13 protein-coding genes are annotated in these 14,953 nt (G+C 72.1%); 5 read left to right on the top strand and 8 right to left on the bottom strand.

The window, feature by feature from the left end; genetic code table 11:
• Positions 1-2: 2 nt before the first annotated feature.
• The 5 genes from mreC to ACFC1F_RS27925 form a co-directional block, all read right to left on the bottom strand.
• Positions 3-953, bottom strand: a complete 951-nt coding sequence (gene mreC / locus ACFC1F_RS27945; RefSeq protein ID WP_209416563.1) for a rod shape-determining protein MreC — start codon at positions 951-953, stop codon at positions 3-5.
• Positions 954-1,049: 96 nt separating this feature from the next.
• A complete protein-coding gene (locus tag ACFC1F_RS27940) occupies positions 1,050-2,075 on the bottom strand; it encodes a rod shape-determining protein (RefSeq protein WP_148645918.1) in 1,026 nt (341 codons plus the stop codon).
• A gap of 325 nt (positions 2,076-2,400) precedes the next feature.
• A complete protein-coding gene (gene ndk / locus ACFC1F_RS27935; protein WP_148645164.1) occupies positions 2,401-2,814 on the bottom strand; it encodes a nucleoside-diphosphate kinase in 414 nt (137 codons plus the stop codon).
• A gap of 116 nt (positions 2,815-2,930) precedes the next feature.
• A complete protein-coding gene (locus ACFC1F_RS27930) occupies positions 2,931-3,269 on the bottom strand; it encodes a DUF4233 domain-containing protein (RefSeq protein ID WP_148645163.1) in 339 nt (112 codons plus the stop codon).
• Between the two features lie 2 nt (positions 3,270-3,271).
• Complete coding sequence (locus tag ACFC1F_RS27925) at positions 3,272-4,663, bottom strand: bifunctional folylpolyglutamate synthase/dihydrofolate synthase (RefSeq protein WP_376162366.1); 1,392 nt, start codon at positions 4,661-4,663, stop codon at positions 3,272-3,274.
• A 174-nt stretch (positions 4,664-4,837) separates the two neighbouring features.
• Here ACFC1F_RS27925 and ACFC1F_RS27920 point away from each other — a divergent pair, with 174 nt between their 5' ends.
• The 3 genes from ACFC1F_RS27920 (at position 4,838) to ACFC1F_RS27910 (ending at position 7,775) form a co-directional block, all read left to right on the top strand.
• Entirely contained in the window at positions 4,838-6,271 is a 1,434-nt protein-coding gene (locus ACFC1F_RS27920; protein ID WP_376162364.1) for a glycosyltransferase, read from the top strand.
• Positions 6,272-6,298: 27 nt separating this feature from the next.
• Positions 6,299-7,450 (top strand): non-hydrolyzing UDP-N-acetylglucosamine 2-epimerase, encoded by a 1,152-nt coding sequence (gene wecB / locus ACFC1F_RS27915; protein ID WP_376162362.1) that lies wholly within the window; start codon positions 6,299-6,301, stop codon positions 7,448-7,450.
• 163 nt (positions 7,451-7,613) lie between these two features.
• Positions 7,614-7,775, top strand: a complete 162-nt coding sequence (locus ACFC1F_RS27910) for a hypothetical protein (protein WP_376162360.1) — start codon at positions 7,614-7,616, stop codon at positions 7,773-7,775.
• Positions 7,776-7,806: 31 nt separating this feature from the next.
• Here ACFC1F_RS27910 and ACFC1F_RS27905 read toward each other — a convergent pair whose 3' ends face one another.
• Together ACFC1F_RS27905 and ACFC1F_RS27900 are read right to left on the bottom strand one after the other, a co-directional pair.
• The gene (locus tag ACFC1F_RS27905) at positions 7,807-8,334 is read right to left on the bottom strand and encodes a hypothetical protein (RefSeq protein ID WP_376162358.1); all 528 of its coding nucleotides are present in this window, start codon (positions 8,332-8,334) and stop codon (positions 7,807-7,809) included.
• A gap of 266 nt (positions 8,335-8,600) precedes the next feature.
• Positions 8,601-11,240: a valine--tRNA ligase gene (locus ACFC1F_RS27900; RefSeq protein WP_209416568.1), complete on the bottom strand. Its 2,640-nt coding sequence runs from the start codon at positions 11,238-11,240 to the stop codon at positions 8,601-8,603.
• A 190-nt stretch (positions 11,241-11,430) separates the two neighbouring features.
• Between ACFC1F_RS27900 and ACFC1F_RS27895 the strand changes: the two genes are divergently transcribed.
• Together ACFC1F_RS27895 and ACFC1F_RS27890 are read left to right on the top strand one after the other, a co-directional pair.
• Positions 11,431-12,303, top strand: coding sequence for a hypothetical protein (locus tag ACFC1F_RS27895; protein WP_209416569.1), 873 nt, complete (start codon positions 11,431-11,433; stop codon positions 12,301-12,303).
• Between the two features lie 156 nt (positions 12,304-12,459).
• The gene (locus ACFC1F_RS27890) at positions 12,460-13,257 is read left to right on the top strand and encodes a hypothetical protein (protein WP_376162355.1); all 798 of its coding nucleotides are present in this window, start codon (positions 12,460-12,462) and stop codon (positions 13,255-13,257) included.
• 102 nt (positions 13,258-13,359) lie between these two features.
• Here ACFC1F_RS27890 and clpX read toward each other — a convergent pair whose 3' ends face one another.
• Positions 13,360-14,649 carry an ATP-dependent Clp protease ATP-binding subunit ClpX gene (clpX, locus tag ACFC1F_RS27885; protein WP_030309676.1) on the bottom strand — a complete coding sequence of 430 codons (1,290 nt, stop codon included), beginning with the start codon at positions 14,647-14,649 and terminating at the stop codon, positions 13,360-13,362.
• Between the last annotated feature and the right edge of the window lie 304 nt (positions 14,650-14,953).

The following is a 14,953-nucleotide window of genomic DNA, read 5'->3' as shown; positions in this document are numbered from 1 at the left end:
GCTCAGTTCCCCCCGGAGGGCTTGGCGGGCGGTGCGGCGACGGCCGGTGCCGCGGGGGCGGCGGGCGCCGCGGGTGCCTGGCCCTGCGGGGCGGGCGCGGGCGGCAGGACGGCGTCGCGCGGGTCGGTGCGCGGCGGTACCACCACCACGCCGACCAGGTCGAGCCGGGTGAACTGGACGAAGGGCTCGACCAGGACGGTCTTGGTGAGCTGGCCGGGGTTGGCCTCGACCTGGACGACCTTGCCGACCGGGACGCCGGGCACGAACGGGCGGCCGCTCTGCGATCCGAAGGTGACCATCCGGTCGCCCTCCTTCACCTGGGCCTTGCCGTTGAGCAGGGAGACCTTCATGGCGCTGGTGCCGCCGCCGGAGGCGAAGCCGATCTCGCCGCTGCCCTCCAGCCGGGCGCCGGCGCTGAAGCCGGGGTCGGAGGCGAGCAGCACGGTGGAGGTGGTCGGGGCGACGGTGGTGATCCGGCCGACCAGGCCCTGACCGTTGATCACGGTCATGTCCCGGGTCAGGCCGTCGTCGCTGCCGGCGTCGACGGTGATGGTCCAGGAGAAGCCCTGGGCCGGGCCGATCGCGATGACCTGTGCGGCCTTGACGGTGTATCCGCCGGCGCCGGCGGTGCGCAGCAGGTCGTCGAGCTGCTTGGTGCGGGCGCCGGCCGCGTCGGAGGAGGCCAGTTTCTGGCGCAGCTCGGTGTTCTCGCGGGCGAGCTGGTCGGTGCGGCCGCTGTGGGTGGCGGCGTCGCGGAAGGCGCGGACGGTGTCGGCGACCGGGTCGACCGCGGTGGCGGCGCCGCGCTCGACCGGGCCGAGGACGCCGGCCGCGGCGCGGCGGGCGCCGCCGAGCGGGGAGCTCTCACCGCCCTTGATGTCCACGGTGATCAGCGCGAAGGCGACGGCCACCAGCAGGATGAGCAGCAGCCGGCTCTCTCGTGTGTCCCTCACGGTGCTGGTACTGCCCCTTCGTACCTGGCCGCCCACCCGGGCCGTGGGGCCCGGGTGGTGGGCCGTTCAGTTGAGTTACGGGTTTCGTCGGTTGTGCTAACGGCGCGGCTGGGCGTCGAGTACCTGCTGGAGCGCCTCGAACTCCTCGACGCACTTGCCGGAGCCGAGGGCGACCGAGTCGAGCGGGTTCTCGGCGATGTGGATCGGCATGCCGGTCTCGCGGCGCAGCCGCTCGTCCAGGCCGCGCAGCAGGGCGCCGCCGCCGGTGAGGACGATGCCGCGGTCCATGACGTCGCCGGCCAGCTCGGGCGGGCACTGGTCGAGGGTGGTCTTGACAGCGTCGATGATGGAGTTGACGGGCTCGTCGATGGCCTCGCGGACCTCGGCGGCGGAGATGACGACGGTCTTGGGCAGGCCGCTGACCAAGTCGCGGCCGCGGATCTCGGCGTGCTCGTCCTTCTCGCCCTCCAGCCCGAAGGCGGAGCCGATGCTCATCTTGATCTGCTCGGCGCTGCGCTCGCCCAGGAGCAGCGAGTACTCCTTCTTGATGTGCTGGACGATGGCGTTGTCCAGTTCGTCGCCGGCGACCCGGATGGACTGGGCGGTGACGATGCCGCCGAGCGAGATGACGGCGACCTCGGTGGTGCCGCCGCCGATGTCGACGACCATGTTGCCGGTGGCCTCGTGGACGGGCAGGCCGGCGCCGATCGCGGCGGCCATCGGCTCCTCGATGATGTGCACCTGGCGGGCGCCGGCCTGCGAGGAGGCCTCGATGACGGCGCGGCGCTCGACCCCGGTGATGCCGGAGGGCACGCAGACCACGACCCGGGGGCGGGCCAGGTAGCGGCGGCGGTGGATCTTGAGGATGAAGTAGCGGAGCATCCGCTCGGTGATCTCGAAGTCGGCGATCACGCCGTCCTTGAGCGGGCGGATGGCGACGATGTTGCCCGGGGTGCGGCCGATCATCTTCTTGGCCTCGGAGCCGACTGCCAGGATTCCGCCGGTGTTGGTGTTGACCGCGACGACGGACGGCTCGTTGAGGACGATCCCCTTGCCCCTGACGTACACCAGCGTGTTGGCGGTTCCGAGGTCGATCGCCAGGTCGCGGCCGATGAACGACAGGTTGGTTGCCATGGGGTGTAGGTGCCTTCCCGGGCTCGGAGTCATTAGCGGGGGTGGACGAGAAGCATGCGCCCACGGCTTGGGCGGAAATCAGCTGACCAGCCGTACCGGGCCCTTGAGTCGCGTCCATCGTAGTCACGTCGGCCAGCACGGATGTCGGCGTGGGGCATACCGTCCATTGTCCGGAGCGTGATCGCTTCTCCGAGCATTGGGACGCCGTGTCGGCGGCCCCAGTTCCCTATTTCACGATAAGAATGCCCCGGCCGGGCCAATGGTCCCGGCCGGGGCACCCGAAGGTCCCTCGGGCGTTTCGCCCGTGGTGTTCTCAGGCGTGTGCCGGGAAGAAGATCTTGATCTCGCGCTCGGCGGACTCCGGGGAGTCGGAGGCGTGGATCAGGTTCTCGCGGGTGATCGTCGCGTAGTCGCCGCGGATGGTGCCGGCGCCGGCCTCCAGCGGGTTGGTCGCGCCGGCCAGCATGCGGATGCCGGGCACGACCTCCTCGCCCTCGACGATCAGCGCGATGGACGGGCCGGAGGTCATGAACTCCAGCAGCGGCTCGTAGAACGGGCGGCCGACGTGCTCCGCGTAGTGCTGCTCCAGCGTCGCCCGGTCGAAGGTGCGCAGCTCGACGGCGGCGAGGCGCCAGCCGGCCTTGCGCTCGATGCGGCTGATGATCTCGCCGGCCAGGCCGCGGCGGACGGCGTCGGGCTTGAGCAGGACGAGAGTGCGCTGGGACACGGTGCGTCTCCTGGGAAAATCGGTTCGGCTTGCACTCGGTTCGTGGCGCGGAGTGCGACTACCGCAGAGGTTACCTTGCGTGAGCGGCGGCTCCGGCCGCCCACCCGGGGGCTGGTCTAGGCCACCTGGGCGGCGGCGCGGGCGGCCTTGAACTCGTCGATCCTGCGGCCGTAGTGCACCGAGCACCACCACAGGCCGGCGAAGACCACTCCGAGGGCGAACATGGTCGGCAGGATGAAGCCGCTGGCGATCAGGCCGATCTGCAGCGCCCAGCCGAGTGCGACCGCACCCGGCCGGTTGATCATGCCGCAGAGTGCGATGCACAGGGCCATGACGACGCCCGTGACGGTCCAGACGGTGGCCGTCGGGATGTCGGAGAGCTGCATCGCCACCAGCCCGGCGAACATCGCCAGCAACGCCTCGCCGATCAGCGTCGAGGAGCAGAGCGTCCTCATCGTCACTTCCTCCCGAGGAGCAGGCGGGCCTCGCCCACCGTGATGACCGAACCGGTGACCAGCACCCCGGCGCCGCCGAGGTCGCCCTCCTCCTCGGCGAGGGTGACGGCGGCGGCGATGGCGTCGTCGAGCCGGGGCTCGACCTGGACGCGGTCCTCGCCGAAGATCTCGACGGCCAGGGCGGCCAGGGCGTCCACGTCCATCGCGCGGTGGGTGGAGTTCTGGGTGATCACGACCTCGGCCAGGATCGGCTCGAAGGCCTCGAGCAGGCCGGCCACGTCCTTGTCGCCGCTGGTGCCGATCACGCCGACCAGCCGGGTGAAGCCGAAGGCCTCGCCGATCGCGGCGACGGTGGCCTGGGCGCCGTTCGGGTTGTGGGCGGCGTCGAGGAGGATCGTCGGGCTGCGGCGGACGACCTCCAGCCGGCCCGGCGAGGCGACGCCGGAGAAGGCCTGGCGGACCTTGTCGACGTCGAGCTGGCCGCCGCGCGCACCGCCGACGCCGAAGAAGGCCTCGACGGCGGCCAGCGCCAGCGCGGCGTTCTGCGCCTGGTGGGCGCCGTGCAGCGGGATGAAGACGTCCTCGTACTCCTCGCCGCCGAGCCCGCGCAGCGTCACCAGCTGGCCGCCGATGGCGACCTCACGGCGGATCACGCCGAACTCCATGCCCTCGCGGGCCACGGTGGCGTCCACCTCGACGGCGCGGCGCAGGATGGACTGCGCGGCGTCCAGCTGCTGCTGGGCGACGACGGCGACGGCGCCGGTCTTGATGATCCCGGACTTCTCGACCGCGATCTCGCCGGTGGTCCCGCCCAGCTTGTCGGTGTGGTCCAGGCCGATCGGGGTGATCACCGCGACGGCGGCGTCGATCACGTTGGTGGCGTCCCAGGAGCCGCCCATGCCGACCTCGATCACGCCGACGTCCACCGGGGCGTCGGCGAAGGCGGCGTACGCCATGCCGGTCAGCACCTCGAAGAAGGACATCGGGACGGGCTGCTGCGCGTCGGTCATCTGCACGTACGGCTCGATGTCGCGGTAGACCTCGACGAACCGTTCGGGGGTGATCGGGGCACCGTCGAGGCTGATCCGCTCGGTGACGGACTCCACGTGCGGGCTGGTGTAGCGGCCGGTGCGCAGCTCGAAGGTGTTGAGCAGCTGCTCGATCATCCGGGCCGTGGAGGTCTTGCCGTTGGTGCCGGTGATGTGGATGGAGGGGAAGGACCGCTGGGGCTGGCCCAGGATGTCCATCAGCGCCTCGATCCGGTCGAGCGAGGGCTCCAGCTTGTTCTCCGGCCAGCGCTTGGAGAGCTCGGTCTCGACGTCGCGCAGGGCGTCGCCGGTGCCGGCGTCGGCGGGGCGGAGGGTGTACGGGTTCGGGTCGGCCTTGTCGCTCACGACCACAGTCTACGGAGCGCTGGCGGGCCGTCCTCACGGGGTGAGAACGGCCACTTTGCCCTGACTTCCCAGTTTGCCCCCTTTACTATTGATTCAGCGAGTTTGAGCCGCAATGAAGCATCGATTCGCAATCGCCAGGAGTCGCCAGCCTTTGATCACGAGGAGAACCGCGCCATGCTCGACACCCTGCACGACTGGATCGTGTTCCGGCAGGACGGCATCGTCCGCTTAGCCGGACTGGTCTCGCTTGCGCTCGTCGGCTACATGGCCCTCGTCTTCGGGCGCTTCCTCGTGTACTGGGCCGGCTCCCGGCACGCCTTCCGGCACGACCGCCCCGCCGAACCCGGCGACCCGGCCGCCTTCCAGTGGCACCTGGTCGTCCCCTGCCGCGACGAGGAGGCCGTGGTCGTCCAGACCCTGGACGGGCTGCGGCGCTCCGCCCCCGGGGCGCACCTGTGGGTGGTCGACGACGACAGCGAGGACGCCACCCGCGCCCTGGTGCTGGCCGCCGCCGAACGGGACGACCGGATCCACCTCGTCCAGCGCCGCCGCCCGCACGCCCGGATCGGCAAGGGCGCCGCCCTCAACGCCGCCTACCGCGAGATCTCCGCACGGCTGCCCGAGGGCACCGACCGCTCCCGCGTGGTGATCGGCGTCGTCGACGCCGACGGCCGGCTCGACCCGGGCACCCTCGCCCACGTCTGCAACGGGAAGGCGCTCGGCCGCCCGGACACCGGCGCCGTGCAGATCGGCGTCCGGATGCGCAACGCCGACGACGAGCGGCCGCTGCCCGGGCGGGGCCGGTTCGCCAACGCGCGGGCCCGCGCCCTGGTGCGGATGCAGGACGTCGAGTTCCAGGCCAACAACGCCGGCATGCAGCTGCTGCGCCGGCGCACCGGCTCCGTCGGCCTCGGCGGCAACGGCCAGTTCGTCCGGCTCTCCGCACTGGACTCGCTCACCGCCGAGGAGGGCCGCGCAGGCCGCCCCTGGCCGGAGCGGGCACTGCTGGAGGACTACGAGTCCGGGCTCGAACTGCGGCTCGCCGGCTGGCGGTTGACGCACATCACCGAGGCGCGGGTGTCCCAGGAGGGGCTGGTCTCGCTCCGGCGTTTCCTCACCCAGCGCACCCGGTGGGCCCAGGGCAACATGCAGTGCCTGCGCTACACCGGGCGGGTGCTGCGCTCGCCGCACTACCGCCCGGCCGGCAAGGCCGAGGTGCTCTACACCTTCCTGCAGCCCGTGGTCTGCGTGCTGCTGGTGGTGCTCACCCCCGTCTCGGCCGGGATCACGGCGGCCGGACTGGTGCTCTTCCCCGCGGAGACGGCCGACTTCCAGCTCCGGTTCGGGCCGTTCATGGCCGCCGCCTTCGTGATCGCGACACTGCCGATGGTGTTCTGGGGATCCGCCTACCGCCGGCTGGTCCACCCCGGCCGGAGCCGGCTGACCGGCCTGCTGTGGGGCGTCCTGCTCTGGCTCTACGCCTACCACCTGTTCGTGGTCGCCGCCCGGGCCGCCGCCCGGCTGCTCCTCGGCCGCAACGGCTGGGCCAAGACCCGGCGCAACGCCGAGACCGTCGCCGCCGGCGCCCCCACCGCACTCGAAGCCTGAGCCCCTCCCCGGAGTACCCCCGTGACCATGTGCCCTCCCCCGCCGCCCGCCCGCACCCTCGCCCCCGCCAGCGTCGCCGTCGTCCTCGGCACCCGGCCCGAGCTGGTCAAGCTCGCCCCGCTGATCCACGAACTCGGCGACGCCGCCCGGCTCGTCCACACCGGCCAGCACTGGGACGAGACGATGTCCGGCCGGTTCCTGCGCGACCTCGGCCTGCCCCGCCCGGAGCTGCTGACCGGTGTCGGCGGCCGCCCCCGGGCCGGCCAGATCGCCCAGTCGCTCGGCCAGCTCGACGCGGCCTTCGCCGAGGACCGCCCCGCCGCCGTCGTCGTCCAGGGCGACACCAACGCCACCCTCGCCGGCGCGCTCGCCGCCAACGCCCGCGGGATCCCGCTGGTGCACGTCGAGGCCGGGCTGCGCAGCTTCGACCGGGCGATGCCCGAGGAGCACAACCGGGTGATGGTCGACCACGTCGCCGACCTGCTCTGCGCCGCCACCACCGGGAACGCCGCCAACCTGCGCGCCGAGTCGCTGGACGAGGAGCGGATCGCCCTCACCGGGAACACCGTGGTCGAGGTGGTCCGCCGCCAACTTCCCGACGCGGACGCCCGGGCCGCGCTGCTCGCGGCCCACGGGGTCGCGCCGGACGGCTACGTGCTGGCCACCGTGCACCGGCCGGAGAACACCGACACCGCCGGGGCGCTGCGCGCCGTCCTCACCGAGCTGGACCGGATCGCCCGGGCCGGGACGCCGGTGCTGTTCCCGATGCACCCGCGCACCCGGGCCGCCGTCGAGCGGTTCGCCCTCGACGGCCTGCTCGCGCGGATCGCCGTCACCGGACCGGTCGGCTACGCGGAGTTCCTCGGCCTGGCCCGGCACGCCGCGCTGCTGGTCTCCGACTCCGGCGGCGTCCAGGAGGAGTGCACCGTGCTCGGCCGCCCCCTGCTCGTCGTCCGCCGCTCCACCGAGCGCCCGGAGGCGGTGGAGGCGGGCTTCGCCGCGCTCGTCCCGCCCGGCCCCGCGCTGGGCGACCTGGCCGCCGACTGGCTGGCCGACTCCCCCGAGCGGCTCGCCCGGCTCGCCGCCACCCCGAGCCCGTACGGCGACGGGCTGGCCTCCGCGCGGATCGCCGCCCTGACCGCGCGCCTGTCCGAACGGCCGGTGCCGGCGGCCGCCTGAGGCCCGCCCTCTTGACAGCCGGATTGGTCTACTCCACCTTGTGTGGCAAGTCTCCTGCCCCGACAGGGACTTGAGTTGTCGGTAGCTCCCGCACGCACACCATCGACACCCGGGCAGCTCCCCCCACGCGAGCCGCCCGGCCTCCCCCACAGGAGATGGAGTCATGCCACCTGCCCGACCCGCGCGCCCGCGCGGCCTCCACGGCCTGCTCGCCGGGGCCACCGCGATCACCCTGGGCCTGAGCGGCTGGTCGACCAACCACGACGCCGAGGCGGGCGGCGGGATCGCGGCCACCGTCGGCGCGCACCTGCACGCGATGCCGTAGACCGGCCCTCCCGGGGCCCGGGGACGGGGCGTCAGACCCCCGCCCGGGCCTCGGGGATCTCGGGGCACGGACCGCAGTGCCGGCGGCGCAGCTCGTCGGTGATCTCGGCCAGCTCGCCGTCCGGCAGGAACGGCAGCATCATGGCGACGCCCTGGAGCAGGCCGCCGAGCAGGAAGGTGGTGTCGGCGGTGGCCGCCACCAGCCCGCGGACCTCGCCGACGCGGCCGCCGGCGACGGCCTCGATCAGCCGGGCCGCGTCCGCGGTCTCCTCGTCCACGTCCACCGCTCCGGTGTCGGCCGGGGCGCGGCGGGCCATGGCGCGCAGCACCCGGTCGCCGACCTCGGGCGCGTACGCCTTGCGGACCGCCTCGGCGGCGATCCAGGTGAGCAGGGTGGTGACCTCGCGGTGCGCGTGCTCGTCGAGGATCCGGTCCAGCGCCTCGTCGAACGCCAGCTGGTTTCCGTGCCGGAACGCGAGAAGCAGCGTCGCCGCCCGGGCCTTGGCCTCGTCGACCGCCTCAGCAGGCAGTTCGTCGGCCAACTCCTTGGTCGCCACCACGCCATGCCCTCCCGTTCGGTGCCATCGGCTCAGCGGAACTCCTGCACACCGTACACATCCGACCTGCTAACTTCCGCGAACCCGCGCGGGCAAGACCGGAATGAATTCGGGCGGAATAAGACCTCACCCGGTCCAGGATGAATATTCGCCGGAAGGGAGCAACGCCATTGAGCTATTAGGAGCAGGAAAGGCCGGGCGGTCCGGAAACGCCGGAGGGGCCGCACCCCGCGTCGGCGGGATGCGGCCCCTCCTGGAGCCGGTGCGGATCAGGCCTGCGGCAGCGCCGCGAGCTGGGCGGTGATCCGGGCGATGTCGGCCTCGGCGGCCTCCTGGCGGGTGCGGATCTTGGCGACCACGTCGTCCGGCGCCTTGGCGAGGAACGCCTCGTTGCCGAGCTTGGCGGTGGTCTGGGCCTTCTCCTTCTCGGCGGCCGCGAGGTCCTTGGCCAGGCGCTTGCGCTCCGCCGCGACGTCGATGGTGCCTGAGAGGTCCAGCGCCACCGTGGCGCCGGCGACCGGGAGCGAGGCGGTGGCCGTGAAGCCGTCCTCGGGCAGGGTCAGGCGCAGCAGCGAGCGGATGGCGTCCTCGTGGACGGCCAGCACGGTGCCGTCCAGGCCGAGCCGGGCCGGGACCTTCTGCGCGGGCTGGAGGCCCTGGTCCGAGCGGAACCGGCGGACCTCGGTGACCACCTGCTGGAGCGTGGCGATCTCGGCCTCGGCCGCAGTGTCCCGGAAGCCGCTGTCCTGGGGCCACGCGGTGACCACCAGGGACTCGGCGCCGGTCAGCGTGGTCCACAGCGTGTCCGTGACGAACGGGACGACCGGGTGGAGCAGCCGCAGCGTGACGTCCAGGACCTCGCCCAGGACCCGGCGGGAGGCGTCCGCCTGCGCGCCGCCCTTGGCCAGGGTGGTCTTGGAGAGCTCGACGTACCAGTCGAACACCTCGTCCCAGGCGAAGTGGTACAGCGCGTCCGAGACCTTGGCGAACTCGTAGTCGTCGTACAGCGCGTCCACCTCGGCGACGGTGGCGTTCAGCCGCGACAGGATCCAGCGGTCGACCGCGGTCAGCTCCTCCGGCGCGGGCAGCGGGCCCTCGACGGTGGCGCCGTTCATCAGCGCGAAGCGGGTCGCGTTCCAGATCTTGTTGCAGAAGTTGCGCGAGCCCTTGACCCAGTCCTCGCCGATCGGCACGTCGGCGCCGGGGTTGGCGCCACGGGCCAGGGTGAAGCGGACGGCGTCGGCGCCGTAGGCGTCCATCCAGTCCAGCGGGTCCACGGCGGTGCCGGAGGACTTCGACATCTTCTTGCCGAACTCGTCGCGGACCAGGCCGGTCAGGGCCACGGTCTTGAACGGCGCCTGGCCGTCCATCGCGTACAGGCCGAACATCATCATCCGGGCGACCCAGAAGAAGATGATGTCGTGGCCGGTGACCAGGACGTCGGTCGCGTAGAACTTCTCCAGGTCCGGGGTCTTCTCCGGCCAGCCGAGGGTGGAGAAGGGCCAAAGGCCGGAGGAGAACCAGGTGTCCAGGACGTCCGGGTCCTGGTGCCAGCCCTCGCCGGCCGGCGGCTGCTCGTCGGGGCCGACGCAGACGACCTCGCCGTCCGGGCCGTACCAGACCGGGATCCGGTGGCCCCACCAGAGCTGGCGCGAGATGCACCAGTCGTACATGTTGTCGACCCAGTCGAAGTAGCGGCGCTCCAGCTCCTTCGGGTGGATCTCGACCTTGCCGTCGCGGACGGCGTCGCCGGCGGCCTGGGCCAGCGGGGCGACCTTGACCCACCACTGCAGCGACAGCCGCGGCTCGACCACCGTGTGGCAGCGCGAGCAGTGGCCGACGGCGTGCATGTACGGGCGCTTCTCGGCGACGATCCGGCCCTGCTCGCGCAGCGCGCCGACCACGGCCGAACGAGCCTCCAGCCGGTCCAGGCCGAGGAACGGGCCGTGCACGGTGATCGCGCCGTGCTCGTCCATGACGCTCAGGTTCGGCAGGTTGTGGCGCTGGCCGATGGCGAAGTCGTTCGGGTCGTGCGCCGGGGTCACCTTGACGGCGCCGGTGCCGAACTCCGGGTCGACGTGCTCGTCGGCGACGACCGGGATCTCCCGGTCCGTCAGCGGCAGCTTGATGGTCCGGCCGACCAGGTGCTTGTAGCGCTCGTCCTCCGGGTGGACGGCGACGGCGGTGTCGCCCAGCATCGTCTCGGCGCGGGTGGTGGCGACGACGATCGAGTCGTCACCCTCCCCGTAGCGGATCGAGACCAGCTCGCCCGGGACCTCCTCGTGCTCGACCTCGATGTCGGAGAGCGCGGTGAGGCAGCGCGGGCACCAGTTGATGATGCGCTCGGCGCGGTAGATCAGGCCGTCGTCGAAGAGGCGCTTGAAGATGGTCTGGACGGCGTGCGAGAGGCCCTCGTCCATCGTGAAGCGCTCGCGCGACCAGTCCACGCCGTCGCCGAGGCGGCGCATCTGGCCGAGGATCCTGCCGCCGTAGTTCTCCTTCCACTCCCAGACCTTCTCGACGAAGGCCTCGCGGCCCAGGTCGTGGCGGGAGAGGCCGGACTCGGCGAGCTGCTGCTCGACCTTGTTCTGGGTGGCGATGCCGGCGTGGTCCATGCCCGGCAGCCAGAGCGTCTCGTAGCCCTGCATGCGCTTGCGACGGGTCAGCGCGTCCATCAGCGTGTGCTGGAAGGCGTGGCCCAGGTGCAGCGCACCGGTGACGTTCGGCGGCGGGATGACGATGGTGTACGGGGGCTTCTCGCTCTTGGCGTCGGCCGTGAAGTAACCGCGCTCTACCCAGCGCTCGTACAGCTCGCCCTCTACCTCCGCCGGGGCGTAGGTCGTCGGGAGGGTGGCTGCGTCGTCCCCGGCGTGGTTGCTCACGGGGCGCTGGTTCTGGGTGTCGGTCACGACGCACAGTTTACGTAACCGGGGACCAGGGTTACGAACCGCTTTCGGTCCGCGGGCCCGGCGCGCCCGGCCCGGACGGCCGTCGGCCCGGTGCGGTACCGTGCCCGCACACTCGTCCGATCCTTCGTACGGACACGGACGACTCCAGATCGCGACAGGCCGCAGGTGCGGCGGGGGAGCACAGAGGCAGATGTACGGCCAGGGTCAGCAGTATCCGCAGGGTCAGCCGCAACAGCCCTACGGGGCACAGCCGCCGTACGGGGCGCCGCCGCAGCAGCCGTACGGGGCACAGCCGCCCTACGGCGCGCCGCAGCCGCAGTACGGCCAGCCGCAGCAGGGCGCGCCGGCTCCGCAGTACGGGGCGCCGCAGCCGCAGTACGGCGCCCCGCAGGCGCCCTACGGGGTCCCGCCGCAGCAGGCCCCGTACGGCCAGCCGGGCTACCCGGTGGCGCCGCCGCCGAAGAAGGGCAAGGGCGGCCTGGTCATCGGCCTGGTCATCGGCGCCCTGGTGCTGGGCGGCGGGGGCTTCGGCCTCTACAAGCTGCTCGGCGGGGACTCCGGCGGCAAGTACAAGATCACCGCCGCGCAGTCGCTGCCCGACGGCTACACCCAGAAGTCCGCCAAGGAGCAGGCCGCCGACCCGGCCAAGGCCGAGACGTCCAAGCTCGGCACGGACCTGAACGTGCTGGTCGCCAGCTACGCCAAGGGCTCCGACCCGCTGGACACGATCAGCGTGATCGGCGTCTACGGCAACCTCAGCGACCCCGACAAGATCATCGAGGACTCCAAGAAGCCCAGCGAGGGCGGCTCCTGGACCACCCCGCTGGCGGACTTCCCGGCCCAGGACAGCAAGAACTCCTCGGCGAAGCTCTCCTGCGGCGTCTTCGGCGTGCTCGGCGGCAAGTCGCAGTCCACCGTGTGCGTCTGGGCGGACAAGTCGACCACGGCCCGCGTGTCGTTCTTCAAGTCGAGCCTCGGCGGCAATGCCGCGACGCCGCTCACCCCGGCCCAGGCCGCCGAGAAGACGCGGGCGATCCGTTCCGCGATGGTCGTCGCCAAGTAACCCGGAGGGCGGCCCGGCGCGCACGCGGCCCGTACGCGGCCTCCACCGCACGCGGCCCGCGCAGCCGCCGCGTCCTGCCCCGCCCTGTTCCTGCCCCGTCCTGTTCCCGTCCGTCCTGTCGTCCCGTCCGTCCCGTCCGTCCCAGAAAGGGCCACCGTGACCGAGCAGAACCCCTACGGCACCCCGCCGCCGCCGGCCGGCCAGCCGTACGGCGCCGCGCCCGTGCCGCCCCAGCAGCCGGGCTACGGGCCGACGCCCCCGCCGCCCGCGGGCCAGCCGTACGCCGCGGTGCCGCCGCAGGCCCCGCCGCCCGGCGGCCAGGCCGGCTACCCCGGCTACGGCGCGTACGCTCCGGCGCCGCCGCGCAAGTCCCGCAAGATGCTCTGGATCCTGCTCGGCGTCTTCGTCGGGGTGCTGGCGCTGATCGGCGGCGCGGTCGCGTACTTCGTCCTCGACGTGACGTCCAACGCCGGCACCCAGAAGGTCGTCCTGCCGGCGAAGTTCAAGGACCTCTCCAAGGACGACGACAACGAGATCGCCCGCAAGATGGAGGACGAGATCACCTCCGAGTTCGGCAAGGGCGACGGCGCCTGGAACCCGACCGGGGTGAGCGCCGTCTACCAGGACGCGTCGCAGGACCCGCAGCTCATCGTGGTCGGCGGCTACGGCAAGGTGCTGCTGCCCAAGCAGGAGCTGGACGCCATGTTCAAGGGCTTCTCGGAGGGCGGCCCGACCGTCAGCAACCGGCACGCGGTCGACGCCGGCCCCAAGGGCGGCACGATGGAGTGCGCCAAGGCCACCCAGGACGGCACCGACCTGGGCATCTGCGCCTGGGCCGACAACAGCAGCCTGATCCTGCTGATGCAGGCCCCCGCGGACGGCAAGCAGCCCGACCTGGACAAGCTCGCCGCCGACGCCCGCGACCTGCGCGCCGTCAGCGAGGTGCCGAAGTAGGGTCCGCCGCCGCGGACTGAAGACGAAGGGCCCCCGGAGACCGAGACGGTCTCCGGGGGCCCTGTCAGTCGGGGCGCCGCGGGAGGCGGGGCGCCGCGGGGGTCAGGCGCTCTTCTCGCGCCGCTCCCGCTTGATCATGTCGCGCGGGACGAGCGTCGGGATGGCGTGCTTGGAGACGACGTCCCCGGTGACCACCACGCGGGCGACGTCCTGGCGCGAGGGGACCTCGTACATCACGGACATCAGCACCTCCTCCATGATGGCCCGCAGACCGCGCGCGCCGGTGCCGCGCAGGATCGCCTGGTCGGCGATGGCCTCCAGCGCGTCCCGGGAGAACTCCAGCTCCACGCCGTCCAGTTCGAAGAGCTTGCGGTACTGCTTGACCAGCGCGTTCTTCGGCTCGGTGAGGATCTGCAGCAGGGCCTCGCGGTCCAGGTTGTGCACGCTGGTGATCACCGGGAGACGGCCGATGAACTCCGGGATCATGCCGAACTTGACCAGGTCCTCCGGCATCACCTGACGGAAGTGGTCGCTGGCGTCCAGCTCCCGCTTGGAGCGGATGTTGGCGCCGAAGCCGATGCCCTTGGCACCCGCGCGGCCCTCGATGATCCGCTCCAGGCCCGCGAACGCGCCGCCCACGATGAACAGCACGTTGGTGGTGTCGATCTGGATGAACTCCTGGTGCGGGTGCTTGCGGCCCCCCTGCGGCGGCACCGACGCGGTGGTGCCCTCCAGGATCTTCAGCAGCGCCTGCTGCACGCCCTCGCCGGAGACGTCGCGGGTGATCGACGGGTTCTCGCTCTTGCGGGCGACCTTGTCGATCTCGTCGATGTAGATGATCCCGGTCTCGGCCTTCTTGACGTCGTAGTCGGCCGCCTGGATCAGCTTGAGCAGGATGTTCTCGACGTCCTCGCCGACGTACCCGGCCTCGGTGAGCGCGGTGGCGTCGGCGATCGCGAACGGCACGTTCAGCATCCGGGCCAGCGTCTGCGCCAGCAGCGTCTTGCCGGAGCCGGTCGGCCCGAGCAGCAGGATGTTGGACTTCGCCAGCTCGATGGCGTCCTCACGGCCGTTGCCGCCGCTGCGGCCCGCCTCGCCGGCCTGCACGCGCTTGTAGTGGTTGTAGACCGCCACCGACAGCGCCTTCTTGGCGAGGTCCTGACCGACCACGTACTGGTCCAGGAACTCGTAGATCTCGCGCGGCTTCGGGAGCTCCTCGAAGCGCACCTCGGAGGTCTCGGCGAGCTCCTCCTCGATGATCTCGTTGCACAGGTCGATGCACTCGTCGCAGATGTACACGCCTGGGCCGGCGATCAGCTTCTTCACCTGCTTCTGCGACTTGCCGCAGAACGAGCACTTGAGCAGGTCGCCACCGTCTCCGATGCGTGCCACGAGGTGCTTCCCCTTCGCCAGGGGCCCCGCGGGGGTTCCGGGGCCTGGTGCTGTGGACCGTCAACGCCGACGGCGATCGGTCTCGCTATCCGACGGTACTCTGCCGGGCCCCTGATTCCGTCCTCTTCGCCGGGTCTGCCCTACGCCCTGGGCGAATTGATACCGAACAGATGCCGTCTCCGGTGCCGCCGATGTGCCGGGGCGGGGGGGGGCCCCGGGGGGGGGCCGCGTGGGGCCGCGGGGGACCCCCGGGGCCCCCGCGCCTACGCCCCCGCCCGGGCGCCCTCGGGGTGTCTGTGGTGTC

Source organism: Kitasatospora sp. NPDC056181, assembly GCF_042266225.1.
GTDB lineage: Bacteria > Actinomycetota > Actinomycetes > Streptomycetales > Streptomycetaceae > Kitasatospora.
This window is presented reverse-complemented; position numbering and strand designations above follow the sequence as displayed.

Excerpts from the sequence above, each read along its gene's own strand:
- ACFC1F_RS27930 (WP_148645163.1), bottom strand. The coding sequence starts at position 3,269 with ATGAGGACGCTCTGCTCCTCGACGCTGATCGGCGAGGCGTTGCTGGCG.
- ACFC1F_RS27920 (WP_376162364.1), top strand. The coding sequence starts at position 4,838 with ATGCTCGACACCCTGCACGACTGGATCGTGTTCCGGCAGGACGGCATC.
- wecB (WP_376162362.1), top strand. The coding sequence starts at position 6,299 with ATGTGCCCTCCCCCGCCGCCCGCCCGCACCCTCGCCCCCGCCAGCGTC.
- ACFC1F_RS27910 (WP_376162360.1), top strand. The coding sequence starts at position 7,614 with ATGCCACCTGCCCGACCCGCGCGCCCGCGCGGCCTCCACGGCCTGCTC.
- ACFC1F_RS27895 (WP_209416569.1), top strand. The coding sequence starts at position 11,431 with ATGTACGGCCAGGGTCAGCAGTATCCGCAGGGTCAGCCGCAACAGCCC.